The sequence below is a fragment of the Burkholderia sp. Leaf177 genome (genome assembly GCF_001424345.1).
Taxonomy (GTDB): domain Bacteria; phylum Pseudomonadota; class Gammaproteobacteria; order Burkholderiales; family Burkholderiaceae; genus Caballeronia.
In genome coordinates this window covers 569,509-592,277 of sequence record NZ_LMPF01000021.1, presented here as the reverse complement: position 1 = coordinate 592,277, position 22,769 = coordinate 569,509, and the positions used below count along the sequence as shown (strand labels likewise).

Sequence of the window (22,769 nt, the reverse complement as noted above, 5' to 3'; positions counted from 1 at the left end):
GCTCCGTACACGCCTCTCAAACAAGCGCTTGTTCATCCGCCCATGCCCAAAGCAGCGATGGTTCCATCGGCCGGGCAAACAGAAATCCCTGAAGTTCATCGCAGCCAATGCCGCGCAGTATCTGCGCCTCGCGTTCGGTTTCCACGCCTTCCGCCACGACCTTCAACCCGAGTTCATGACCGAGTTCGATGATCGATTTGATCACGGCAAGGTCACCGGGTGCGTCGAGCATGTCGTGCACGAACGCACGATCGATCTTGATGCGGTCAAGCGGGAAACGGTTCAAATAGCTCAAGCTCGAATAGCCGGTGCCGAAGTCATCGAGGGAAAGCTTCACGCCCAATGCGCGCAATCCGGCGATGGCGTCGAGATAGTTTTCGGCGCTGTCCATCAGCACGGTTTCCGTGATCTCGAGTTCGAGCAAAGTGGGGTCCACATCGTTTGCACTGAGCGCGTGACGCAAGGTCTCGACCACGTCTGTATCGCGTAACTGGATAGCCGAGAGGTTGATCGATACCTTCACGTTCATGGCGTCTTCGTCGCGCCATTGCGCAATCTGACGGCACGCTTCTTCAATCACCCATGCGCCTATCGAGATGATCAGGCCGGTCTCCTCAGCAATCTGAATGAAGCGCGCGGGCTCGACCGATCCAAGCTCGGCGCTGGTCCATCGGAGCAGGCCTTCAACGCCCGCGAGCGCGCCGGTTTGTGCATCCAGACACGGCTGGTAGGCGAGACGGAGTTCGTTGCGTTCTATGGCGGAGCGCAAGCACGTTTCAAGCGATAACCGCATGCGTGTGCGCTCGGCCATGTCGGGCGAAAAGAAGCGCACGAGATTGCGGCCGTCGGCCTTCGCCTGGTACATGGCGGCGTCGGCGTTTTGCATCAGCGTGCTGATGTCGTGTCCGTCGGCGGGATACATTGCCACGCCAATGCTGCTCGATACCTGCAGCGTCAATCCGCCAATCTGATGCGGTTCGCGCAAGAGCGGAATGAGCCTTTCATCGATAATCTGCGCCGCTTCCGCAGCACTGCATACGCCGCTGAGCGCCACGGTGAACTCGTCACCGCCGAGACGGCTGACGCTGTCGCCCGATCTGACCGCGGCCAGCAAGCGGCGCGATACGGAGCGCAGCAAGCCGTCGCCAACATGATGTCCCAGCGAATCGTTGATGTTCTTGAAGCGGTCGAGGTCGATGAACAACACTGCCGCGCACTCGCCGTTGCGCTCGGACTTGTGCAACTCGGTGTCGAGACGCTTTGAAAACAGCGCGCGGTTCGGCAGTTCGGTGAGCACGTCGTGTTCGGCGAGAAACTGGATGCGGGCTTCGCTGCGTTTGCGCTCGGTCACATCGATCAGCGTGCAGATGTAATGCGAGACGTTGCCGCGTTTATCGCGCACCGCGCTCACGATCAGCCATGCCGGATATTCGCCGCCATGCGGGCGCCGGACTTGCGCTTCGCCATGCCAGTTGCTGGAACGCCCGACCGCCGTGGCGACGCTCGATGCCTCGTCCGCGCCAGCAAGTCCGATCGAGATGAAGTCGGGTTGTTTGCGCAGGACGTCGTCGGCGCCATATCCCGTCGCGCGAAAAAACGAGGGATTTGCCGTGAGCAATCGGTAGTCGCTGTCGAGTATGAGAATGGCTTCCGACGACGCCTCGAATACCTTTGCCCACAGCTCCAGGCGCTGCTCCATGAGCTTGATCTGGTCGATGGGCGTAAACGCGGTGAGCACCGCATCCTGACCCTGGAACACGAGGCGCCGTGCGGAGAGCATGGCCCAAGTGGGTTCATCGGTTGCACGCCAGCGCACTTCGAACTGATCGACAGCGCCGCGATCGGACAACTGCTGGAAAAAACGCGCGCGCACGGCGGAATCCAGTCCGCGCGCCCATGGGTCGGACACGCTATGGTTCAGCCAGAACAGCGCGGGTTTGTTGGCGTGAAGAATCTCGTGCCCGGGAATGGCGGTGACCACCATGGGCACCGGCGTGGCTTCGACCAGCGCGTGCTGCGCCTCGGATGCGCGCGCGGTTGCGGCGAGTTCCTTTTGTACATCGCGTTCGTGATCGAGCTGTTCGAGCATCTCGTTGAAGCCGATCACCAGCTGCCCGATTTCATCCTGGCTCGGCCAGCTCGCGCGTAACGAGTGATCGCCGGTGCGGCGAACGGTATCCATGACGCGTGCGAGATGGCGCAGCGGCCGCGATATTTGTTGCGCCACGAAGAAGACCATCACCAGGATGCCGCACAGCAGGAACAGCGCCGTGCCCAGATGCAGCCACATGCGCGAGAACAAGCCGCTTACGCGGGCCCGCAGCAGGCCGGTCAGTTCCGTGCCTGTCTTGCGCCATGAATCCCGCGCCAGCTCCACCACGGCCTGTTGTGCTTCATCGGCGGACTTCAGCAGCGCCGGGTCCGCGGACGCACCCAGGTCCACCGTTGCACGCGCAACTTCGCGATAGGTTTCGATAGCCTCGAGCATCTTGCTGACCGCGGGCGTAAGCGACACCGTCAAACCATGATTGGCGGCGGTTGCTTCCGCGAAGTCGGATTTGAATCCTTGCAGCACGGCGTCGAGCTGGCCTTCGAGCACGAGATAGCGGGTGCGCATCTGCTCGGCCTTCGCAGGCGTTCCCGGCGTGTCGCGCAACTGCACGCCAATCCCATTGATGGATTCGAGCAGCGCGGGATAACGCAGCACGGAAAGCGACATTGCGTAATAACTGTCGAGATCGGGATCGAGAATGAGGTTCGACTGGTTGCCCACGCGCGTGATGAGCTCGCGGCAGGCGGTGAGCGCGTCGGCAACGGACAGGGGCGTTGGCGGCGCCTCCTGCGCGAGTGCCTTCAGCGTTTCGCGCACGCGATCGTTGAGCGCGGCGCTTTGCATGTTCGCGCCGTAAAGCTGCTCGGCGGCCGCGAGACGTGCTATGTCCTGTTGCAGCGTGGCGTCAGGCACATGCGTGCCGGCGCCGATCAGCGTGACATCGACGAGCGCATCGCGCACGGTATGCAAGTAGGCGTTGCCGACGAGTTCCTTGTCGGAGAAATCGATGGCAATGTACTTCTCGTGAATCAGGATGCCGCTGATGAAAACCACCGCGCTCAAGTCGAGCAGGTAGATGAGCAGGAGTTTTCGGCCGACTCGCAAGCGGGCCAGCATCCGGAAGAACAGGTTCCGTTTCATGGTGTGCAGCCGTGTCGGATCATGGGCCATGCTACTTGCGGCAACGAGCCACGATCAACAATCAAACATGAATGCTGGCTCGCTTGCCAATAGACGACGGGTTCGAACGGAAGCGCGTCTGGACGCGATAATGCCACGCCTATTAAGCGGATTATCGGCTTGGGACCTGGTTACTTTAGCGTCTGCTTAAAATTCACTTTCGCGGTGCACAAATTCTTTGCGATGGTGCGTGAGAGACGCGACGATCACTTTCCCGAGTTGAGAAATTCGTGCTGGAAAATGCACATGCGATAGGCGTTGTGATATTTGCCGTTGCCAAAAAACTCTTCGATCAACTCCGCTTCCTGCCTGAAGCCGCATTTCTCATAGACGTGGATGGCAGCCGTGTTCGACACATCCACAATCAGATAAAGCTTGCGCATGTTGAGTACCGAGAATGCGTAGTCGGTTGCAAGCAGCGTTGCGCTGGTTGCATAGCCCTGGCCTTGTGCGCTCGGCGCAATGATGATTTGAAACTCGCCACGCCTGTGGATGTAATCGAGCTCGATCAATTCCGCGAGTCCTATTGGCTCGCCGGATTTATCGACGGCAACAAAGCGGCGCTCGCGCAAGTCATGCACGTGCCGGTCATAAAGCTGCGAGAGTTCCGAGAATGTTTCGTAGGGCTCTTCGAACCAGTAACGCATGATCTTCGCGTTGTTGTTCAGGCCATGAACGAAGTGAAGATCAGTGCGTTCGAGCGGCCTGAGCATGAGCTGATTGTTTTCTTCGATGATCATTATTGTTACTCCGTGAACAATGGGTCCTGAAAAGCAGGAGGCAATATAACCCACTGATCGAGCACGGCCGTGTCACGAACGTCAGGCCGTCGCGATCAACAACACGCCTGTGCCTGCGAGCCCGGCGGTCCAGAGCTTGTCGAAGTTGATCCAGCCGCGTCTCAACACGCCAACGCCGAACCAGTCATAAACCAGCAACGCAATCGCGCCGGTCACGAGCAACGTGGTCAGCGTATGCAAGCCGACCGCTGCAATTGAAACCATCAATGGTCCGGACGAGTGAGCCGGCATTGCGCTGCATAACGGGATCAGCACGGGGATCAGCATCAACCCGGCGCCGTGCGCGGTCGCCATCAGGAACGACCAGAGAACGAGGCCGATGAACCCCGTGGTCATGCCAACCCGCACGCGGTGCCTGTGGCCGAATTTGAGGTGATAGACGGCCCACGCAATCAGCAAGCCTCCGCTCGCAATCCTGATTGCATGACCATTGAAGACAAAGCCCGTGGCGAGCACCAGACCCGCGACCACGCCGATGGACAGCGCGTGCCCCAACGCCATGGGCGGAATGGCCCATAACACCGCCCGCCGGCTGCGCCTGTGCAGACCGAGCGCCACGGCGAAGAGCCATCCCATGGCCGGATTGATGCCGTGAAACAATCCGAGCCCGGCGATGGCAAACCATTCCCAGGCCACGTTCACGAACTCACGGATAACAATACGAGTCCGACGAGCAATCGCCGCCTTCGAGCCTCACCTGATGCGGCCGGTGCGTAGAAGGCCACTCCACCAAAAAGCGCGGATCGAATTCAATGCCACCCTCGGGCGCCGCGTCGAGCTTCACCATCCATCCCTTCAGGCCTTCGGGATAAAATTGTTCATCGATCGCACCGTACAGCGAGTTGGTGAAATACACGCGGCGGCCGTCGCGGCTGACTTCCACCATTTGCGGTCCACCGTTGAGCTTGCGGCCGTTTGCCTTCGGATGCGATTCGCGCGACACGATCCCGCCAATGCGCACCGTTCCCGTGAGCCTCGGCTCGAATGGATCGGAGACATCGTATTGACGCAGGTCGCCCGTACCCCAGCAGGCGACGTAGAGAAAACGATCGTCCATCGACAAATCGATGTCGGTCACCAGCGGCGGCACCGCGCCAAAGCCCTTGAGCATGGGCGGAAGCAGATCGGCGTCGGCGGGCTCGGCCGGAATCTCGATGATCTTCTTGACCGCCCACTTGTCGCCATCGCGATACCACGTCCAGATGGACGACGACAAATCCTTCAGGCTGATCACCGAGTTGACGAAGCCGTATGCGCGGGTTGGATCATGTGCCGGGCGCAGTTCGAAGACGAGCTGGTTCTCTTCGCCGAAATCGATTTCCTGTTTGTGCTTGCGTGTATGCAAGTCCCAGAAGTGCAGCTTGTGCCCGTACTTGCCGCCTAGCAGCACTTCCGGCACGAGGCCGTTTTCGAACGTGGCGGGCAATCCCCATTCGCTCGTGACCAGCGTGTCGTGTCCGAGATGCCACCAAACGTCGTACGCGAGTTGTTGCGGTCCGCGATCGATTTCCCATTGACCGCGTATGTCGAAGGTTTCGTGATCCATGAGGAAAATCCCGCCCGGCGCTTCGCCTTGCGCGTTACTGAGCGCTGCAACGTAAATTCCTTCTGGACCGCAATGGACCGTATGCGGCCGCGTATAACCCGCTTTTTCGGCGACCTCCGCAGGTTCCAGCACGCGCACGATCTTCGGATTGCGCGGGTCGGCCTTGGTATCGAGGATATGGATTCTCGATGACCGCAAACCCGGCACGACAAGATAACGTCGTTCTGCATGCGCGTGCGGCGCGTTGGGACAGAGACACGAACTGCATGCATTCCAGCCGAAATGATGCAGCTCGTCGCCGGTATTGGGCATGCTGACGTTGTTGAGCAATTGCGAATACGTCGCGGACGCGGGATCCACGTCGATGACCGCGATGGCATCGGGAACCTGCTGCGTGGGGTCGAAACTCGCGACGTAAGCAAGCGTTTCAGGCGGCGCTTTCATCGCCATGCGTGGGGAAGGGTAGAAGCTCGGATCCGGTGTCCAGTTTGCCATGGTATTTCTCCAGGGAATTGCTAGGCCGTTCGTTTATCCGCAGACTCGCTGAGCTAACTCAGGGCACCTAATATACGCCGGTTCGTAAGCTCGACGAATGGTTTTGCGAACGGTCTTCCGATGGTCAGAACGCCGCTTCGAAAATATCCCTGAGCCATTGCGCGAAAACCCGCACCCTCGAAGACAACTGCCGGTTCTGCGGATAAAGCACGCTCACTGGCATGGGCGGCGGCGGAAAGCCCGCGAGCAAGACCTTGAGTTTTCCCTCCGACAATTCCGCCTCGACCCGATATCGCGGCACCTGGACCATTCCCAGTCCCGCCACCGCGGCGCCGGTGTAAAGATCCGCTCCGCTCACCGATACCACCGCCGGCAACTGCATCTCGACCACGCGTTCGCCGCAGGTAAATTCCAGCGGCAGAACGCGACCCGATCCGCTCGATACATAATTCACCGCCCGATGCGCGCTCAGGCTTTCGAGCGTCTGCGGCTCGCCGAATTGCGCAAGATACGCGGGACTTGCAACCGTCACTTGCTCCATCAGCGCGACGCGGCGTCCGACCATCGACGAGTCCTGCAGCGTGCCCGCGCGCAGCACGCAATCAATGCCCTCGCGCACGAGATCGACCAGCCTGTCGTCCTCGCCGATCTGCAGCTCGATATCCGGATACATCGCGATAAAACCGGGCAGCGCGGGCACCACGAAATTCTTCGCAAGCGTTCCCTGCACGTTCACGCGCAGCAGTCCCTTCGGCGCGACATTGCGGAACGATCCCTCGGCTTCTTCCATGTCGGCAATCAGGCGCACGCAGCGCCGGTAGAACGCCTCGCCGTCGTGCGTGAGACGCACGGTACGCGTCGTACGCTCGAGCAGACGCGTGCCGAGCCGTTGCTCCATGCGCTTGATGAGGTTGGTCACGGTGGCGCGCGGAATCTGCAGATCGTCGGCCGCTTGCGTAAAGCTGCTGCGCTCGGCGATACGAATAAACACCTGCATTTCCTGAAACCGGTCCATTGTTCGGCGCCTTATTGTTAAAGCAAGTGGAACGATATTACCAAAAAACGGGTAATTATCGATTGGCGTTAATGATCGATAATTCAATCACGCGCTATCCACTTTCAACGCAACGAACGGAGCGAATCATGAATGCAATCAAGAACGGCCAGGTAGCCATTGTCACGGGTGCATCGCGGGGTATCGGTGCAGAAGTGGCGCGGCGTCTCGCGGATGATGGTCTTGCCGTCGCCATCAATTACGCGTCGAGTTCGAGCGAAGCCGACGCGCTCGTCGCGGAATTGACCGCGAAGGGCACGAAAGCCATCGCGATCAAGGCGGATGTATCGAAGGCGGACGATGTCCACGCCATGTTCGATGCCACCGAACAGCAGCTCGGCAAGGTCGACGTGCTGGTGAACAACGCCGGCGTGCTGAAGACGGTGCCGCTTGCCGAAACGTCCGACGCGCTTTACGACCAGACCTTCGGCATCAACGTTCGGGGCACCTTCAACACGCTGCGCGAAGCGGCGGCGCGCATGAACGACGGCGGCCGTATCGTGAATTTTTCGAGCACCACGCTCGCGCTGAACATGCCCGGCTACGCCATTTACAACGCGACAAAGGCCGCCGTTGAAGCCTTCACGCACGTGTTTGCCAAGGAATTGCGCGGCCGCGATATCCGCGTGAATGCCGTCGCGCCGGGTCCGATCGCGACCTCGCTTTTCCTCGATGGAAAAACCGAAGAGCAGATCGAGACCTTTGCCAAGATGCCGCCGCTGCAACGGCTCGGTCAGCCGGAAGACATTGCGTCGATCGTTTCTTTCCTTGCCGGCACGGATTCGGGCTGGGTCAACGGGCAAGTTCTGCGCGGCAACGGCGGTATCGCCTGAACCCGAAAGTTCGCCTGGAAGTGAATATTGGCGGCTGTCGCCTACTTAAAGACAGATAAGTCGCTGCCCGGTAGAAATTGGCCGGCCCAAAGTGTGAAACAATGGGCCCGGAAATTTATCGAGCAGCGTATGACCGTCCAAATTCGCAACAACGTCCATGTGCAAGGCTCCGGCCCTGCAACAGTCATCTTCGCGCACGGCTTCGGGTGCGATCAAAATATGTGGCGGCATTTCGCCCCGAAATTCGGCGAGCAATATCAGACAATCTTGTTCGATCTGGTCGGCGGCGGCGATTCCGACCTGGCATCGTACGACCGGACAAAATACAGTTCCCTCCACGGCTACGCGAACGACGTGCTGGAGATCATCGAAGAGTTCGCCGCCCGGCCCGTCATCTATGTCGGGCATTCCGTGAGCGCAATGATCGGCATGCTCGCGGCAATCAAGGCGCCGCACCGGTTTGCAGCGAATGTGATGATCGCGCCGTCTCCTTCGTTCATCAACGACGGAGCTTATATAGGCGGCTTCACGCGCGCCGATATCGACGAACTTCTGCAGACTCTGGAAAGCAATTACCTCGGCTGGTCCAGCACCATGGCGCCTGCCATCATGGGCGCGCCCAACGGTCCCGAACTGGGCGAGGAACTCACCAACAGTTTTTGCCGCACGAATCCGGAAATCGCCAAGCATTTCGCGCGCGTCACTTTTCTCGCCGATCATCGGGCGGACCTGGCGAACGTCACCACGCCCACGCTGATCATTCAGTCGGACGACGACATACTTGCACCCGTGAACGTCGGGCACTACATGCATGAACATATTGCCAACAGCAGCTTGAGCCTGGTCAAAAATGTGGGCCATTGTCCGCATCTGACCGTGCCGGGCCAGAGCCAGCACGCGACCGAGGCTTTTTTGAACTCCCTCGGGCTGTGAGACGAACCGATACATGGCAACACTCAATTCGATAGCGGATGCTTACGATCGAGCGCCGTGCGGTCTTGTCACTACCACGGTCGAGGGAACCATCGTCCGCGCCAATGCGACTTTTTGCGAATGGTGCGGATATGAAGCCGATGCGTTGATCAACGTGCGTCGAATTCAGGACTTGCTTACTGTTGGCGGAAAGGTTTTTCATCAGACACATTGGGCGCCTCTGCTCTTGATGCAGCGTTCGGTATCGGAAGTGAAACTCGATATCCGCCATAGCGCCGGCCACAAAGTGCCAATGCTGATCAACGCCGTGCGCCGGGGCAACGGCGATTCCCAGTTCGATGACTTCGCGTTTGTCATCGTCACCGACCGGAACAAGTACGAACAAGAACTCTTGTCAACGCGGCTGAAAGCGGAAGAAGCGCTCGAAGCGAAACATCAGGCCGAGCTGACGCTTCAGGCAATCGATCGCCGTAAAGACGAGTTCCTCGCGACGCTCGCGCATGAGTTGCGCAATCCTCTGGCGCCCATTCAGGCAGTGGTCGAGCTCCTTCGGAACAAGGAGTTCCACGATCCGCAAGTGATCTGGTCGCGCGGCGTCCTTGAACGGCAGGTGACGCAGCTTGCAAGGCTCGTGGACGATTTACTGGAAGTGTCCCGCGTCGCTGAAGGCAAGCTCGAACTGCGGCGGGAACGGGTCGATCTGAACGCTGTGATCCGGCAGTCCATTGAAGGATCGCGCGGACTTATCGATGCTTCGTCGCACGTGCTCACGCTGACGTTACCCAGCAGTCCGATTTTCCTCGATGCCGATTCCGCGCGGCTGACGCAGATTGTCCAGAATCTCGTCAACAACGCGGCGAAATACACGCCCACCGGCGGAGCCATCGAGGTCGCGGTGACTCGCGAAGGTGATGAAGCGGTCATCGCCGTGCGAGATAACGGAATCGGAATCTCGCACGAGCATTTGCCGACCATCTTCGGAATCTTTGCTCAACTGGTGCCCGGACTTTCACGCGCACAAGGCGGTCTCGGCATTGGATTGTCCCTGGTGCGCTCGCTGGTCGAGCGCCACGCCGGCACTGTTTCCGCTGCCAGTAAAGGGATCGGTCAGGGAAGCGAGTTTGTGGTCCGCCTTCCCATCACGCTCGATCAAGCCGATACCTCACTCGCCAAGACAACCGGAAAAGTAGCCGTCGATAAATCGCGTCGCATCCTGGTTATCGACGACAACGAGGACGCCGCGCTGAGTCTCGCCATGCTGCTGGAGATAGACGGCCATGACGTCCGGACGGCTCACACTGGCGGTTCTGGAATGGATCTCATGCGGCAGTGGCCGGCTGAAGTCATTCTTCTGGATATTGGTCTGCCCGACATCAACGGGTATGACCTGGCAAGGCAGATCCGGCAACATCCCGATGGCGACAGCGCGTTGCTGATCGCGCTGACCGGCTGGAGTCAGGAGCAAGACAAGCTCGATGCCGTTGCTGCAGGCTTCGACTTCCATCTTACGAAGCCTGTCGATTATCCAAACTTGCTGGGTATTTTGAATCGATAGCCGGATATGTCCGGTTCCATATTGCGAAGCGCGATCCGGGCCTGCTGAACGCGTTCGCAAGTTTTCCGCAGCGAAACGCAACCGCTCACGCTAAACCCGGAACACCGCCACCGCCACGTCCAGCTGTTGCGCCTGCTGCTCAAGTGACGCCGCCGCAGCCGCCGCTTCCTCCACCAGCGCTGCGTTCTGCTGCGTCACTTCATCCATTTGCGCGACGGCGCGGTTGATTAGTTCGATCCCGCCCGTTTGTTCCGACGAAGCCGCGCTGATCTCGCCGATGATGTCCGACACACGCTTCACCGCCGCAACGACTTCGCCCATGGTCTGCCCGGCTTGCCCCGCGAGCGCGTTGCCCGTCTGAACCTTGTCCGCCGATGCGCTGATCAATTCCTTGATCTCCTTCGCCGCCGCCGCGCTGCGTTGCGCGAGGCTGCGGACCTCGCCCGCGACCACGGCAAATCCGCGTCCTTCTTCGCCCGCGCGCGCCGCTTCCACGGCCGCGTTCAGCGCCAGGATATTCGTCTGGAACGCGATCCCCTCGATCACCCCGATGATGTCCGCAATGCGTGTGGAACTCGTTGCAATGTCGTCCATGGTGTGCACGAACTTGCCCACCACGTTGCCGCCGCGCACGGCGGTGGTCGATGCATCCACTGCCAGCTCGCTCGCCTGCCGCGCGTTGTCGGCGTTCTGCCTCACGGTCGCGGTCAATTGCTCCATGCTCGATGCCGTCTGCTGCAACGAAGCGGCCTGTTCCTCAGTACGTTGCGACAAGTCGATATTGCCCGCAGCAATTTCCCGCGCGCCGTGCGAGATCGCGCCCGTACCGCCGCGCACTTGCGTGACCGTGCCAACAAGCCCTTGCTGCATGCGCCTGAGCGCCGCGAACAAGCGGCCCATTTCGTTATCGCGCGATGTATCGATAGTCGCCGTCAAATTCCCCGCCGCAATCTGTTCGAAGTGGTGAATCGCCGATTCGATGGGCTTCATCACGGCCGCGCTCAACGCTCCCCGCGCGATAAACCCGAGCACCAGCGCAAGCGCCGCGACCACGGCCGCGCCTGTCGCCATCGCGTGGAACTGTTGCTGTGCCTGTTCATAACGCGCTTGCTGACGCGCGATCTGCAATGCTTCCAGTGCGGACATCGCGTGATCGTAGGTTGCGTACAAACCATCCGCCGTCTGAACCTGCAGCGTCCGGAAGGTCGTGAAATCGTTTTGCGCGAGGGCATCGAATTCGAGGTTCAGCGCCTTCGCGATCAACGCGGCACGCGCGGTCTTCGCGGCTTGCGCGAGCGGTTCCTCTTGCGCGTCGCGCGGCTTGGCGAGATAGGCGTCGAACTCGGCGTCGCTGATCTTGAGCGTCTTGCGCGCGTTCGGCAACATGTCGTCGCTGGCCTTGCCGAGCATGAACAGCGTCTCGTAGTTGCCGAGCGCGAGCCGCACTTGCAAGAGCCGCTGCGAACTCGTCTTGAGATGCGTGATGGCGGCGGTATCGGTTGCGACCATCTGTTCGAGCGCCTGGTTGCTCTGGCGCAGGCAGGCGGCCGCGGCAAGCAGCACTGCGACGAGCGCAAGCGTGTACCCGGCGATAGTGATCGTGAGACCGCGACGTATCGTGAAGTTGTTGAACATGGCGATGAACGCGCGGGCCCGGGCAAGCGCGCCGCACGCATGGTTCCTCAGGTATCGTTTAGTTTTATTGAATAAACGGAACGCGCGCTTGATTAACGCAATGCGCCCCGTAGCGCGATTCTTGCGGATTGCGCGTATTGGCGACATCGGGAAATATGCGCCTTCAGATCTGCCGCGTTCATGCCGATAACCGGTGATGGTCAGTGAAGCGTTCACACAAAAAACGAATGCAACGCGAATGAAACCGCAAGAAGCGATAGCAATTTTTCTCACATACCGGTGAGAATTGCTCGTTTGAAGCCCTTCGATTCCGTGTCTACGATGACAGCGTGAATCGCCGATTCGCGGCTGGTCCGTGACATTTCGCCTTGGCATGAAACTTCATGCGCAAGGGCATCGATATGATGGCTTCGCCTTCCGCTCAACAGACGCGACGCCCTCGCCGCCATATATCCGATGATCCGATGAACCCGACCAACATCGTTCAACTGCTTGTTCTCGCTGCCCTCTGGGGCGGATCGTTTCTATTCATTCGCGTTGGCGTGACCGACTTCGGCGTAGCGCCGCTGATGGCGTTGCGTGTGGGTATCGGCGCGCTGTTTCTGCTGGTGCTGCTGTTCTTGCGACGGCCCGCGCGCGAAGCGGTGAGCACCATGCGCAAGCACGCGGGATCGCTGCTGGTGGTGGGCATCCTCAACTCAGCCGCGCCGTTCTGCCTGTTCGCCTTCGCGGAACTCACGCTGTCGGCCGGAGTGACGTCGGTGATCAACGCAACCACGCCGCTGTGGGGTGCGATCGTTGCGTATCTGTGGTTGAAAGACCGCTTGAGCACGATGCGCGTTGCTGGCCTGGCGATCGGTTTTGCCGGCGTCCTTGCGCTGGTATGGAACCAGATCGCGACGCCACAAGAAGCAGGTATGTCGCCGGCAACGACTGCGCTGGCCGCAGTGGCGGCCTTGGGCGCAACGTTGCTTTATGGCATTGCGGCCAGTTATACGAAGCGGCGTCTTACGGGCGTCGACTCACTCACGGTTGCGGCTGGCACCATGACGGGCGCGACCATCGTGCTGTTGCCATTCGCGATTTTCTGGTGGCCCGCTGGGCCGGTTTCATCGGTTGCATGGGGCTCGGTGATCGCGCTCGGCGTTGCGTGCACGGGTGTCGCTTACATGCTGTTTTTCCACCTGATCTCAGTGGTCGGCCCGGCGCGTGCGATCACCGTGACCTTCGTGATCCCGGTCTTCGGCATTCTCTGGGGCGCCATGTTTCTCGGCGAGCAGGTATCGGCGGGAATGGTGGGCGCGTGCGTGATCATCCTGATCGGTACGGCGCTCGCTACAGGCGTTGTAAAGAAGCTGCCGTTTGCACGCGCGGCGAATGCAAAACCCGCGGACGTCATCACATTGCGCGATAAAACCTGATCCACGCAATTGCGCCGTCCGCTTTTTTCGGAGGAGGTGATGTCATGAACCCGATCTGGTATGAAATTCCGGCAGTGATCGTTGTTCTTGCGTTCGTTGGCATTGTGCTGATTCGGGCGTTCACCGCGCCCGTATCGAGCGACGCGGATCGCGTCGATATGCTGATGCGCCGGCAGTTCCCCGGCGCATCAAATGGTAGCCCGTCCAGCACGTTCGCGGGCGACAGCGTGCCGCCGAACAATGCGCAGCAAACGCAGCGCAGTTGATCAGCCGTCGAGTCGCCAGCCGAGCCCAAGGCTCTTCTGCAGCGACACGAAATCCTTCAGCAATTCTGCTTGTCCCGCGACCACGTTTTGCTGGGCGCTGAACTGGGTGCGTTGTGTATCGAGCAGATCGATAAGACTCGACGCCCCAGCCCGATATCGCTGCCGCGTAAGCGTAGCCGACCGGTCCGCCGATGCCTGCACCTTCTGCAGCGTGACCAGATGCTCGCGCTGATGCCCGTAACGCGACAACGATGCATTCGCGTCCTGCAACGCGCCGAGCACGGCTTTGGTGTATTTGGCATCGGCTTCATCACGCGAAGCCTCCGCGCTATGAACGCTCGACAAAGTGCGTCCGAAGTCGAGAATATTCCACTGCAGATACGGCACGCCGAGCCAGCTGAAACTGTTCTTGCGCACAAGATGGCCCGGATCGGCGGCGCTGAAACCAATATCACCGAGCAAGGTCACTTTCGGGAAAAAATCGGCTTCCTGCTCGCCAATCTGTGCATTGCTCGACGCCAGCCTGCGTTCGGCGGCGCGTATGTCGGGCCGCTGCTGCAACATCGAACCGGGATCGCCGACTTGAACGGAAGCGGGAAGCAAAGGCATCTCACGCAATGCCGACAACTCTTGGTCCAGCGCGCCCGGCGCCCGGCCCGTCAGCACCGCGAGCTGGTCGAGCGACTCGGTCACTTGCTGATCGAGCGGCGTGAGCGTCGCCCGCGTGTTCTCGACTTGCGTGGTCAGGCGTTCCACATCCACGTCCGCCGCCGTGCCGCCCGCCCGGCGTTGCTGCGTGAGCGTGAGCATTTGCTGCTCGAGCTCGGCGCTTTGCTGCGCCAGTTGCAGGCGATGTTGCTCATCGCGTAGATCGATATACGCCTGGGCCACTTCGGCGGCGAGCGAAACCTGGGTGTCGGCGAGATCGGCATCTACCGCATCCGCTTCCGCCGATGCCGCTTCCACCGCGCGCCGCGTGCCGCCGAACAAGTCGATTTCCCACGATGCATCGAAGCCGGCGGTGTAGAGCTGAAGCGGACCGCGGCCGGACGATCCCGGCGAACCGTCTTGCGAAGACGCGAGCGAACTCAGGTCGGGCGAACGCGTGCGCAGCGCGGCGGCGTCGAAGGACGCCGTCGGCATGCCGTTCGCCTGCGAATGCTGCAACTGCGCGCGGGCTTCACGCAGACGCGCCTGGGCAGCATGCACGTCGGGGTTGTGGGCGAGCGCGGCATCGATAAGTGCATTCAGTTGCGGGTCGTCGAGCGCGAGCCACCATTGGTTCGGCGCGCGCGTGGTCACCATGCCGGTTGCGGGCGTGCGTACAAAACCTGCCGCGTGTGCGGCGTCGGGCGCGACGTGTGGCGCGCCGGCATAGTCGGGACCCACGGTGCAGGCGGACAGTGCGGCAACGGCCAGCATCGTCAATAAAACAGGAGGCGTGGAGCGAGAGAACATCGTCAGTATCATTTTTGAGGCATCAATGGCCGGCGGAGGACGACACGGGACCGCGCGGCGTCTTCAGCAACAGCGCGAGCGGTATGCACGCGAGCAGCGCAAGGCCGAGCAAGTAGAAAGTTTCCGAATACGTGATCACCGTGGCCTGCATGTGGATCTGCGCTGCGATCTGCCCGATCGCGCGCATCTTTGCGTACGCCATGTCGCCGGTTTGCGAGAACCAGCTCGCCGCACTCGATGCAACGCGATCCTGTCCGATCACCGAGTTTGCCGTCAGCGATTCGCGGATCATCGCGGTATGGAACGTCGTGCGCCGATCGATCACCGTGCCGATGATTGCAAGCCCCACCGACCCGCCCAGGTTGCGGGCCATGTTGTAGAGGCCGGCGGCGTCGCCTGAATCTTCCCGCGAGACAGCCGCCATGGACGCCTGGTTCAGCGGCATCATGGCGAGGATCTGCGCGAAGCCGCGTATCAGTTGCGACCAGAAGAAATCGTGGCCGACGCTTTGCGCGGTGAGGTCGATGTCCAGCATGCAGCTCCACGCAAACATCAACAATCCGATGATCACGAGCACGCGAAAGTCGAGTCTGCCGAGTATGCGCGGGAGTATGGGCATGATGAGGAAAGCGGGCACGCCGGAGATCAGCATGATCGCGCCCGATTGTTGCGCGTTGTATCCGGACACGATGCCGAGAAACTGCGGCAGCAAATACGACACGCCATAAAGTCCCGCGCCGACCGCAAACACAATGATGATGACGCTTGCATAACGCGGGTTGCTCATCAGGCTCAGCCGCATGATGGGTTTCTTCGCGGTGAACTGCGAGATGGCAATCAGCAGGAAGCCTGCGAGCGTCACACAAGTCAGCGAGACGATCAGGCTCGATTCGAACCAGCGCTCCCGCTGGCCTTCTTCGAGCACGACAGTCAGCGAACTCAAGCCAATGGTGAGCCCGACAATGCCGACCCAGTCGGCCTTGAGGAACGTGCTCCAGTTAGGCCCGTCCGAAGGCAGCCCGACAATCAGCAACGTGATCAACGCAATACACACCGGCAGGTTGATGAAGAAGCACCACGACCAGCTGATGTTCTCCGCCAGCCAGCCGCCGAGCACCGGACCAAGCAACGGCCCGAGCAGCACGATCAGGCCGAACATGGTCATGCCGACGGGCATCTGCGAGCGCGGCAATCTCGTGCGGATGATGGTCTGCGCGGTCGGGATCATCGCGCCGCCGGCGAAACCCTGGCCTATGCGCCCGGCGATCATCATGGGCAGGCTGTGGGACCAGCCGCACATCATCGAAAAAAGGATGAAGAGCGTTGCGTTGGCGAGCAGGAAATTGCGCAGGCCGAAGACGCGGGTGAGCCATGCAGCGAGCGGGATCATCACGATTTCGGACATCAGGTAGCCTGTGGAAATCCACGTGCCTTCCGTGCCCGTTGCGCCAATCTCGCCCTGGATCTGCGGCAGCGCCGAGTTCGTGATCGAGATGTCCAGTGTCGCCATCAACGCGCCGAGCGACCCCGCGGCGACCGCAAGCCAGTCCGCGCCGCTGGCACGTTCAGCCTCCGGCGCGGCGGGTGCAGCGGGCGCAGCAGGCGCCGTGCTGGTTGCTTCAGCCATGATTGTTCTCGGCTTCGATGCGCTTGTCGCCTTCGCGCGAAGAACGGGTATCCACGTCCGCCGTCACCGACAAACCCGGCAACAGCACGCTGCGCGTCTCAGGACCCGTATTGATGCGAATCCGCACCGGCACGCGCTGCACGATCTTCGTGAAGTTGCCGGTCGCGTTCTCAGGCGGCAGCAGCGCGAACTGCGCACCTGTGCCCGGCGCGAAGCTGTCCACCACGCCATGCAGATCCGTGCCGGACAGCGCATCCACATGCAGCGTTACCGGCTGCCCGATACGCATATGGCCCACCTGCGTTTCCTTGAAATTGGCGACCAGATAGGTGCTTTGAATGGGCACCACGCTCATCATCCGCGTGCCGGGCTGGACATATTGGCCGACCCGCACCGAGCGATCGCCGACCTTGCCCGGCAAGGCGCTTCGCACGATGGTGTCCTGCATGTCGAGTTGCGCCTGTTTCGCGCTTGCTTGCGCGGCTTCGAGCTGGGCGCGCGCCTGGGCGATTTGCGCTGTAGTGGAAGCAATCTGCGTTTCGGCCGATTTGACCGCGGCCGTATTGGCCGCAAGCGTTGCGTTGGCCTGATCGCGGGTATTCGTAAGTTGCGCGAGACGCTCGCTGGTCTCCGCGCCGGTCGCGGTAAGCGGCGCATAACGCTGGACTTCATCGCGTGCATGCTGGGCGCTGAAACGTGCGACCTGCTCCTGCGCCTTCGCCTGATCGATATTCGCGTGCTGCTGCAGGATATCGGCTTGCGCCTTCTGGATATCCGCCGTGCGCGCCGCGATGGTCGCCTCGGCCTGATCGAGCGAAGCCTGGTACTGGCGCGTGTCGAGCCGAACAAGCGGGTCGCCCGCCTTCACGGTCGCGTTGTCACCCACGTACACGTCCGTCACATAACCGCTGACTTTCGGCGCAACGGTCACGCTGTCGGCCTGCAGATAAGCGTCGTCGGTGCTTTCCATGAAGCGTCCAACTGTCCACCAGCGCGCAAGCCAGATTCCGCCGGCGACGATAACCACGAGTCCGAGCGCTATCAGGATCAGGCGTCGTCGGGAACGGGGCGCTGGAACGGCGGAGTCTTGCGGGAGGCGATCCTGCGGAGGTGATCCGGCTGTTGTTGACATCGTTTTCTTAGATCCAAATTATTCCAATCGGAAGAATTATTCCAGTTGGAAGAATTGTGTCAAGTGATATATTTTGCACCTGAATGTTGGGAGGCTGGAATGAACGACACAAAACGGCTGCGTCGTCCGTCAGAAGGCGGTTACGTACGTGGAGACGAAACACGGCTGCGAATTATTGTGGCGGCGATCGAATCTTTTGGAGAACACGGGTTCGATGGCGCATCGACACGCGAGATCGCCGCGCGCGCGGGCGTGAACGCGCCGGCGCTGCAGTATTACTTCGAGAATAAAGAGGGCGTGTATCGCGCGTGCGCCGAATATATGGCCGATGAAGCCGCTGCCAGTTTCGAGCCTGTCGTTGCGCACGCGAATCAGGTGCTGGAAAACAACGCGGCCATGCCCACGTTGATCGATGCTTTCATTCGCATTCAGGAAGCCATTGCCGACCGGATGTTCGCAAAAGGCTGTGGCACCACGAATCACCGGCTGTTTTTTGCGCGCGAACAAGTGGGCCACGAGCCGACTATCGCAACCGAGATCTTGACGCGTCGCGTGCGTCAGCCATTGAACGATGTCGCCTCGCGACTCATGGCGCGCATCACCGGCACCACGCCTGATGACCCCGAAACCCTGATCCGGATGATCAGCCTGAACGGTCAGATGCTGATGTTTCACGTAGCGCCGCGCACCACGCTCGCGTTGCTTGGCTGGAAGGAGATCGACCTGGAAAAGGGCGAGTTTCTCAAGGCGATCGTGTGCGAGCAAACACGCACTCTGCTTGAAAAATGGGCGCGCGAGACCGCAGCGAATGAACGCAAGAGCGCGCTGAAACTGGCCGTCAAGCGGGCCGTGCGAAAGCGGCCGGCAAGCGCCTCAGCGAAGAAGAACGCCAAGCCGGCTTGACCCGGCAGCCGACGCGCCTTGGCTTATTTCTCAGCTCGTTTCCGCTCAGCGCCGCGCCTCGAAAACGAGGTTGAATGGCGTTGCCGTGGCGCGGCGGAATTGCCGGAAACCTCCTGCCGTCACGATTTCCCTGATCCGCCGCTCGCCCGCCTGCGCGCCCAAGCACATGGCGCCTGGCTGCGCCCTCGAGGCTGGCGTGCATATCAAGGTGGATGCCGAATAAAAGATCCGGCCGACCGGGTTCAGGTTGCCTTCGAGTTCATCGTTGGCAAACGGCTCGACGATCATCCACGTCCCGTCATTTCGCAGGGTATCGAATACATGACGCGATGCCGCGAGCGGATCGCCCATATCGTGCAGACAATCGAACATGGTGACGAGGTCGTAGTCCCGGCCGGGATAATCCGTGGATGAAGCGACTTCGAAGCTCACGTGATCGCCGACACCCGCGCTCTTCGCCGCGTCTCTTGCATACGCAATTGAAGGCTCGTGGTAGTCGTATCCAACGAAGGTGGATTTTGGAAAAGCCTGCGCCATGATGGTGGTCGATGCGCCATGTCCGCAGCCGATATCCGCGATACGCGCGCCGTCATTCAGCTTCGCCGCAACTCCACCGAGCGCCGGGATCCAGTCATTCACAAGATAGGCCGCGTAGCCCGGACGAAAGAAGCGTTCGGTGCCATGAAAAAGCGATGTGTCGTGTTCGTGCCAGCCTACGCCGAGCCCTGTCTTGAACGACTTGACCATCTTTGGAATGATCTTGAACTGCGCGACGGCGATCTGGAATGCGCCGGGAATGAAGGCCGGGCTGCCTTCCTGCGCGAGCGCGAACGATTGTTCCTCGCTCAGGCTGAAGCGCCCCGACGCGGGATCGTAATCGACATAACCGCTCGCCGCCTGGGCGCTGAGCCACTCGCGCACATAGCGCGCGTCGGTCTCGGTTTCCCGGGCGAGTTCTTCCGGAAGCAAGGGCTTTGCAGCAAGTGCTTTATAAAGTCCAAGCTGATCGCCGACAACGACGGTCGCCGCGTGCATCACGGCACCCAGGTCATGCACGAAACCGCCCATGAATGCATCGAGTCTTGCTTGATCCACAGCCATGATGCGCTCCTTTAAAAGCACTTCGTTTCATCGCCCGTGCGATCCGCATCTTGCGAAAATTATAGGACGCTGACAGGGAGCTTGCGGCCTTTATGCATGCGTGATCGTTGCGGGGAAGCTCGTGGCTGTTAATGTGTTGGCGATATAAAACCGCGTGGTTTTATCGATTGACGCGAAGCAAACTCTTGAACGAAAAAGGCCGAACGCGCTGCGCGTCCGGCCTTTCTTTGACGTTGCTACGCAGACGATCAGCTCAGTTCGCGGCCGCCGGTTTCGTCGAGTTTGGAAACGGCGATCAACGAGATCACCACGCACACGATCATGTACCACGCCGGCGCCATGGTGTTGCCGGTGATCTTGATCAACCAGGCGACCACGAGTTGCGCGCTCCCGCCGAATACCGATACCGCCACCGCATACGCACTCGCAAGATATCCCGCGCGCAGATGCTTGGGGAAGTTCTCCGGCATCAGCGAATAGGCGGGGGCCGAACCCATCGTGTAGAAGAGCATCAGCAACACGATCAGGCTCATCACCACGGGCAACGAAGGGAACTGATTCATCAGCCAGAAGCACGGGTAAAGCAGCGCGATCAGCGCAACGCGGCCGACCAGGATCAACGGCTTGCGCCGCTGCATCTTGTCCGATAACGCGCCCCATACCGGGCACAACGCCAGAGATGCAATCGCCGCGCTGATCGACACCAGCATGGAAAGCTTGGCCGGCACCTTGAGGTACTGGATCATGTACGTGGGAATAAAGTACATGAGAACGTAGGTCGCGACCGTCATGCCCATGATCGCGAACACGGTCAGGATCCACTTGCGAACCATTCCGGGCTCGAACGCGGACGCGCGGGTCTTCGCCGGCTTCGGCGGCTCTTCCACAATATGGCGACGCAGATAAACGCCCACCGGCATGATCAGCGTGCCGATCAGGAAGGGCACGCGCCAGCCCCAGTCGAGCAGTTGCTCGGCGCTCAATTGATACGTGAGCAACGCCGCGATGCCGGAACCCATCAGCGCCGCAGCGCCCTGGCTTGCAAGCTGCCAGCTTGCGCGAAACCCGCGTCCCTTGGCCGATCCTGTTTCGAGCAGCGTAGCCGTGGCAGCGCCGAATTCGCCGCCTTGCGCGAAGCCCTGCAACAAGCGTGCGAAGATGATCAGCGCGGGCGCAGCCAGGCCGATGCTTGCGTAAGTCGGCGCAAGACCAATGATCGCCGAGCCGACCGCCATCAGGAAAATGGTCAGCGTGAGGGCGGCGCGGCGGCCGCGTTTATCGGCGTAATGTCCGAGTACGAAACCGCCGACCGGACGCGCCACGAAACCGATCGCGAACGCGGACAATGCAAGCAGCGTCGATACCACCGGATCGTGCGCCGGAAAAAACAGCTTGGCGATGGTCAGCGCGAAAAAGCTGTAGACGGTGAAATCGAAGAACTCGAGCAAGTTGCCGATGATCGCCGCGATCACGATCTTGCTTTGCGATACGGCTCTGGCAGGTTGAACTGTAGTGGTCGCCATGGGGAACCCGTAGATGGTTTTCTTATCGCGAGAGGAAGCGTTCGACCAGACGGGTCCAGTACGCAGCGCCGACGGTCAGGTTGTCATCGTTGAAATCGTAGGACGCGTTGTGAAGCATCGGCGCGCCTTCACCGTTGCCCAGACGCAGGAAACAGCCCGGCTTTTGCTGCAGGTAATACGCGAAGTCCTCGCTGCCAGCAATGGGCCCGAAGTTATCGACCACGCGTTCCTCGCCAACCAGTTCACGCGCCACTTCAAGCGCCAGTTGCGTCTCCGCTTCGCTGTTGATCACGACCGGATAACCCGGCACATAGTCAATATCGATCTTCGCGCCGTAGCCGCTTGCGTGTGCGTCGGCGAGTGCGCGGATGCGGGTTTCCAACTGGCGGCGCACGGTGGCATCGAAGGAACGAACGCTGATTTGCAGACGCGCCGATTCCGGAATCACGTTCGCCGCGTGACCCGCGTTGAACGCGCCGACGGTGACAACGGCCGTTTGCATGGGGTCGATACTGCGCGCGACCACCGTCTGCAAGGCCATGACCAGAGCCGAGCCGATCATGACCGGATCGATGGAAAGTTGCGGACGTGCCGCATGACCGCCGCGGCCATGCACCGTGATGTTGACCGTATCCGACGCCGCCATGAACGGCCCGCTGCGGAACATGAACGTGCCGGTCGGATAGCCCGGATGATTGTGCAGCCCGAAGATCGCTTCGCACGGGAACCGTTCGAACAGACCATCTTCGATCATGCGTTTCGCACCACTGTCCGCGCCGATTTCCTCGGCTGGCTGGAACACGAGATGCACGGTGCCATTGAAGGCGCGCGTGCGCGCCAGATGGCGCGCGGCGCCCAGGACCATGGTCGTGTGTCCGTCGTGACCGCATGCGTGCATCAGGCCCGCGTTGCTGCTTGCATACGGCAAGCCGGTTTCTTCGGCAATAGGCAGCGCGTCCATGTCGGCGCGTACGGCGACTGCGCGCGTGCCGGAACCCGCCGTAAGCGACGCCACCATGCCCGTTCCGCCCAGACCGCGCGTGACCTTGTAGCCCCACGTTTCCAGCTTTTGCGCCACGAAGTCCGAGGTCTGGAATTCCTTGTACGCAAGCTCCGGATTCTGATGCAGGTGATGGCGGATGATGCTGAGTTCATCGCGCAGATCGCTCGTGTCTTCGAGTAAGCAAAAACCCTTGGTATCTTCCATGGTCTGTGGCGCCTGTATTTGGAGAAACGGAATGGGGCAGTATTCCGC

The 22,769-nt window shown here is 60.6% G+C and carries 18 protein-coding genes; 6 read left to right on the top strand and 12 right to left on the bottom strand.

Features of this window, described 5'->3' with window-relative positions:
• Window positions 1–16 precede the first annotated feature (16 nt).
• The 5 genes from ASG35_RS18085 to ASG35_RS18065 all read right to left on the bottom strand — a co-directional run bounded on the left by ASG35_RS18085 (window position 17) and on the right by ASG35_RS18065 (window position 7,088).
• Window positions 17–3,193: an EAL domain-containing protein gene (locus tag ASG35_RS18085; protein ID WP_056360913.1), complete on the bottom strand. Its 3,177-nt coding sequence runs from the start codon at window positions 3,191–3,193 to the stop codon at window positions 17–19.
• A 245-nt stretch (window positions 3,194–3,438) separates the two neighbouring features.
• Window positions 3,439–3,972, bottom strand: coding sequence for a spermidine N1-acetyltransferase (gene speG, locus ASG35_RS18080; protein WP_156393229.1), 534 nt, complete (start codon window positions 3,970–3,972; stop codon window positions 3,439–3,441).
• 81 nt (window positions 3,973–4,053) lie between these two features.
• Window positions 4,054–4,674 (bottom strand): hypothetical protein, encoded by a 621-nt coding sequence (locus tag ASG35_RS18075; protein WP_156393228.1) that lies wholly within the window; start codon window positions 4,672–4,674, stop codon window positions 4,054–4,056.
• 4 nt (window positions 4,675–4,678) lie between these two features.
• Window positions 4,679–6,073: a selenium-binding family protein gene (locus ASG35_RS18070; RefSeq protein ID WP_056360258.1), complete on the bottom strand. Its 1,395-nt coding sequence runs from the start codon at window positions 6,071–6,073 to the stop codon at window positions 4,679–4,681.
• A gap of 124 nt (window positions 6,074–6,197) precedes the next feature.
• Window positions 6,198–7,088, bottom strand: a complete 891-nt coding sequence (locus ASG35_RS18065) for a LysR family transcriptional regulator (protein WP_056360255.1) — start codon at window positions 7,086–7,088, stop codon at window positions 6,198–6,200.
• Between the two features lie 128 nt (window positions 7,089–7,216).
• Between ASG35_RS18065 and ASG35_RS18060 the strand changes: the two genes are divergently transcribed.
• The 3 genes from ASG35_RS18060 to ASG35_RS18050 all read left to right on the top strand — a co-directional run bounded on the left by ASG35_RS18060 (window position 7,217) and on the right by ASG35_RS18050 (window position 10,448).
• On the top strand, window positions 7,217–7,960 hold the full coding sequence (locus ASG35_RS18060; RefSeq protein WP_056360907.1) for an SDR family oxidoreductase: 744 nt from the start codon (window positions 7,217–7,219) through the stop codon (window positions 7,958–7,960).
• Between the two features lie 129 nt (window positions 7,961–8,089).
• Window positions 8,090–8,893, top strand: coding sequence for an alpha/beta fold hydrolase (locus tag ASG35_RS18055; protein ID WP_056360252.1), 804 nt, complete (start codon window positions 8,090–8,092; stop codon window positions 8,891–8,893).
• 13 nt (window positions 8,894–8,906) lie between these two features.
• On the top strand, window positions 8,907–10,448 hold the full coding sequence (locus ASG35_RS18050) for a hybrid sensor histidine kinase/response regulator (protein WP_056360248.1): 1,542 nt from the start codon (window positions 8,907–8,909) through the stop codon (window positions 10,446–10,448).
• Between the two features lie 90 nt (window positions 10,449–10,538).
• Here ASG35_RS18050 and ASG35_RS18045 read toward each other — a convergent pair whose 3' ends face one another.
• Window positions 10,539–12,083, bottom strand: coding sequence for a methyl-accepting chemotaxis protein (locus ASG35_RS18045; RefSeq protein WP_056360904.1), 1,545 nt, complete (start codon window positions 12,081–12,083; stop codon window positions 10,539–10,541).
• A gap of 464 nt (window positions 12,084–12,547) precedes the next feature.
• Here ASG35_RS18045 and ASG35_RS18040 point away from each other — a divergent pair, with 464 nt between their 5' ends.
• Together ASG35_RS18040 and ASG35_RS18035 are read left to right on the top strand one after the other, a co-directional pair.
• A complete protein-coding gene (locus tag ASG35_RS18040) occupies window positions 12,548–13,504 on the top strand; it encodes a DMT family transporter (RefSeq protein ID WP_056360901.1) in 957 nt (318 codons plus the stop codon).
• Between the two features lie 44 nt (window positions 13,505–13,548).
• Complete coding sequence (locus ASG35_RS18035) at window positions 13,549–13,770, top strand: hypothetical protein (protein ID WP_056360244.1); 222 nt, start codon at window positions 13,549–13,551, stop codon at window positions 13,768–13,770.
• On the opposite strand, the gene ASG35_RS18030 is transcribed toward ASG35_RS18035, so the two are convergent.
• From ASG35_RS18030 to ASG35_RS18020, 3 genes are read right to left on the bottom strand one after another with little or no spacing between them, the layout of a single operon-like run.
• Window positions 13,771–15,228 (bottom strand): efflux transporter outer membrane subunit, encoded by a 1,458-nt coding sequence (locus ASG35_RS18030; RefSeq protein ID WP_056360898.1) that lies wholly within the window; start codon window positions 15,226–15,228, stop codon window positions 13,771–13,773. It lies immediately after the preceding gene.
• A gap of 22 nt (window positions 15,229–15,250) precedes the next feature.
• A complete protein-coding gene (locus tag ASG35_RS18025) occupies window positions 15,251–16,855 on the bottom strand; it encodes a DHA2 family efflux MFS transporter permease subunit (RefSeq protein WP_056360240.1) in 1,605 nt (534 codons plus the stop codon).
• Window positions 16,848–17,987: an HlyD family secretion protein gene (locus ASG35_RS18020; protein WP_056360235.1), complete on the bottom strand. Its 1,140-nt coding sequence runs from the start codon at window positions 17,985–17,987 to the stop codon at window positions 16,848–16,850. The genes ASG35_RS18025 and ASG35_RS18020 overlap by 8 nt, the downstream gene beginning before the upstream one ends.
• A gap of 99 nt (window positions 17,988–18,086) precedes the next feature.
• Between ASG35_RS18020 and ASG35_RS18015 the strand changes: the two genes are divergently transcribed.
• On the top strand, window positions 18,087–18,890 hold the full coding sequence (locus ASG35_RS18015; protein WP_056360233.1) for a CerR family C-terminal domain-containing protein: 804 nt from the start codon (window positions 18,087–18,089) through the stop codon (window positions 18,888–18,890).
• 45 nt (window positions 18,891–18,935) lie between these two features.
• Here the strand turns inward: ASG35_RS18015 and ASG35_RS18010 are convergent, their stop codons facing one another.
• From ASG35_RS18010 to ASG35_RS18000, 3 genes are all read right to left on the bottom strand, one after another.
• The gene (locus ASG35_RS18010; protein ID WP_056360230.1) at window positions 18,936–19,991 is read right to left on the bottom strand and encodes a class I SAM-dependent methyltransferase; all 1,056 of its coding nucleotides are present in this window, start codon (window positions 19,989–19,991) and stop codon (window positions 18,936–18,938) included.
• Window positions 19,992–20,239: 248 nt separating this feature from the next.
• Window positions 20,240–21,514, bottom strand: a complete 1,275-nt coding sequence (locus ASG35_RS18005; protein ID WP_056360226.1) for an MFS transporter — start codon at window positions 21,512–21,514, stop codon at window positions 20,240–20,242.
• A gap of 22 nt (window positions 21,515–21,536) precedes the next feature.
• Complete coding sequence (locus tag ASG35_RS18000; RefSeq protein ID WP_056360223.1) at window positions 21,537–22,721, bottom strand: M20 aminoacylase family protein; 1,185 nt, start codon at window positions 22,719–22,721, stop codon at window positions 21,537–21,539.
• Window positions 22,722–22,769 lie beyond the last annotated feature (48 nt).

Excerpts from the sequence above, each read along its gene's own strand:
- ASG35_RS18035 (WP_056360244.1), top strand. The coding sequence starts at position 13,549 with ATGAACCCGATCTGGTATGAAATTCCGGCAGTGATCGTTGTTCTTGCG.
- speG (WP_156393229.1), bottom strand. The coding sequence starts at position 3,972 with ATGATCATCGAAGAAAACAATCAGCTCATGCTCAGGCCGCTCGAACGC.
- ASG35_RS18085 (WP_056360913.1), bottom strand. The coding sequence starts at position 3,193 with ATGAAACGGAACCTGTTCTTCCGGATGCTGGCCCGCTTGCGAGTCGGC.
- ASG35_RS18040 (WP_056360901.1), top strand. The coding sequence starts at position 12,548 with ATGAACCCGACCAACATCGTTCAACTGCTTGTTCTCGCTGCCCTCTGG.
- ASG35_RS18030 (WP_056360898.1), bottom strand. The coding sequence starts at position 15,228 with ATGTTCTCTCGCTCCACGCCTCCTGTTTTATTGACGATGCTGGCCGTT.
- ASG35_RS18050 (WP_056360248.1), top strand. The coding sequence starts at position 8,907 with ATGGCAACACTCAATTCGATAGCGGATGCTTACGATCGAGCGCCGTGC.
- ASG35_RS18005 (WP_056360226.1), bottom strand. The coding sequence starts at position 21,514 with ATGGCGACCACTACAGTTCAACCTGCCAGAGCCGTATCGCAAAGCAAG.
- ASG35_RS18000 (WP_056360223.1), bottom strand. The coding sequence starts at position 22,721 with ATGGAAGATACCAAGGGTTTTTGCTTACTCGAAGACACGAGCGATCTG.
- ASG35_RS18065 (WP_056360255.1), bottom strand. The coding sequence starts at position 7,088 with ATGGACCGGTTTCAGGAAATGCAGGTGTTTATTCGTATCGCCGAGCGC.
- ASG35_RS18015 (WP_056360233.1), top strand. The coding sequence starts at position 18,087 with ATGAACGACACAAAACGGCTGCGTCGTCCGTCAGAAGGCGGTTACGTA.
- ASG35_RS18070 (WP_056360258.1), bottom strand. The coding sequence starts at position 6,073 with ATGGCAAACTGGACACCGGATCCGAGCTTCTACCCTTCCCCACGCATG.
- ASG35_RS18020 (WP_056360235.1), bottom strand. The coding sequence starts at position 17,987 with ATGTCAACAACAGCCGGATCACCTCCGCAGGATCGCCTCCCGCAAGAC.
- ASG35_RS18060 (WP_056360907.1), top strand. The coding sequence starts at position 7,217 with ATGAATGCAATCAAGAACGGCCAGGTAGCCATTGTCACGGGTGCATCG.
- ASG35_RS18025 (WP_056360240.1), bottom strand. The coding sequence starts at position 16,855 with ATGGCTGAAGCAACCAGCACGGCGCCTGCTGCGCCCGCTGCACCCGCC.
- ASG35_RS18045 (WP_056360904.1), bottom strand. The coding sequence starts at position 12,083 with ATGTTCAACAACTTCACGATACGTCGCGGTCTCACGATCACTATCGCC.
- ASG35_RS18055 (WP_056360252.1), top strand. The coding sequence starts at position 8,090 with ATGACCGTCCAAATTCGCAACAACGTCCATGTGCAAGGCTCCGGCCCT.
- ASG35_RS18010 (WP_056360230.1), bottom strand. The coding sequence starts at position 19,991 with ATGGCTGTGGATCAAGCAAGACTCGATGCATTCATGGGCGGTTTCGTG.